The organism is Caballeronia calidae, from assembly GCF_900044055.2.
GTDB classification, from domain to species: Bacteria; Pseudomonadota; Gammaproteobacteria; order Burkholderiales; family Burkholderiaceae; genus Caballeronia; species Caballeronia calidae.
The window spans coordinates 1-1,161 of record NZ_FCOX02000289.1; the positions used below are offsets into that span (position 1 = coordinate 1).

The following is a 1,161-nucleotide window of genomic DNA, read 5'->3' on the forward strand; positions in this document are numbered from 1 at the left end:
CTATGCCGTTACGCTTGCCTACACCGGTTCAATCCACACCGGCTACTGCTGCACCGAGAGACGACCGCTAATGGCAATAATATCGTTGATGACGTGACGCGCCAAGTCACGCTACGCTGATTTCTGCTCAATCCTGACGAATCGCAACGTCACGTGATAATGCGATAGCTTTACTCATGTCTGGAATTGAATGCTGTTCCGGTGCGCCGCGAGCAAACGCGTCTTGTATAGCAAGAATGCGGCCCGGGATGCTCCCTGATTTTGGGAGTGCCGCATTCTGTCCAGATAAAATCCCCGGGGTCACCGTGGTGCAGAACCAGCTCGCCATCACCGCATTTTCGATTGGCTACAGGCGGCCGAGGAGATCAATCACCTCGATCTCAGGGCAGATCGGCGTGCGGTTCGGCGTGCGGTCGAAGAGTGATGGAATCCGCCGGCTTCTGATCGAGCTGATCGTGTCGAGTCCTGCTTTTCAACCTTGTCCATGCTTCGGATAGGTCGAAGTTGGCGACGGACAAACTTTATTTGGATTACGTCGGGCCGCGCGCGCACTTCTCCAGCTGACACGTGCGCGGCATCGTTCGGCAAGGCCAGATCGAGACTGTCGAGTCCCTCGCTAATCGACCATTGCCGCTGTTTCGCCAAAGCGATAACTAGGCCGCGCCACTTGTTCGGCCGGTAGCGGTGGTGCCGAATGCTGCAAATCACATCGTGACCGTGAGCACGGAAATCGACGGACTGTTTTGCAGGGCGTAAATGAGGGACGGCGGGCGAAGTAAAACGGGACCGCGTGGTCCCCGTGCTGTATCAGAATGGCTCGTCGGAACTCTGGTGCGGTGGTTGGGTTGGCCCCTGGTAGCAGGGCTCACGGTGGCGCCGGATCTGGGCGGCGTAGGCGCGGCTGAACCAGAGATAGAAGTCCTCGATGAAGAACTGCACCATGTAGGCGGCCTCATCGGAGAGTTCGGGTAACGGCAGGCGTGGTGAACTGGCGCGTCTGGACAGGGGTGTCTTTCGGGAGATGTCATCGGGCTCCACTAGATTGACGCGCCGGGGTGCGACGCGAAGACGGCGTGGCCGGCGCAAACACCTCGAAGTACAGCTTCTCGTCGAGTTCGGACAGTTCACGCTGGGCAGCGGTGTTCAGCAGTTCGTTGGCCA

General features: G+C 58.6%; 1 protein-coding gene. It reads right to left on the reverse strand.

The genetic code is table 11. The features are described from left to right. Positions 1-807 precede the first annotated feature (807 nt). Positions 808-942 (reverse strand): hypothetical protein, encoded by a 135-nt coding sequence (locus AWB78_RS49540; protein ID WP_269768990.1) that lies wholly within the window; start codon positions 940-942, stop codon positions 808-810. Positions 943-1,161: the final 219 nt, after the last annotated feature.

Bases quoted from the DNA above. Each gene is read 5' to 3' on its own strand.
- AWB78_RS49540 (WP_269768990.1), bottom strand. From the start codon at position 942: ATGGTGCAGTTCTTCATCGAGGACTTCTATCTCTGGTTCAGCCGCGCC.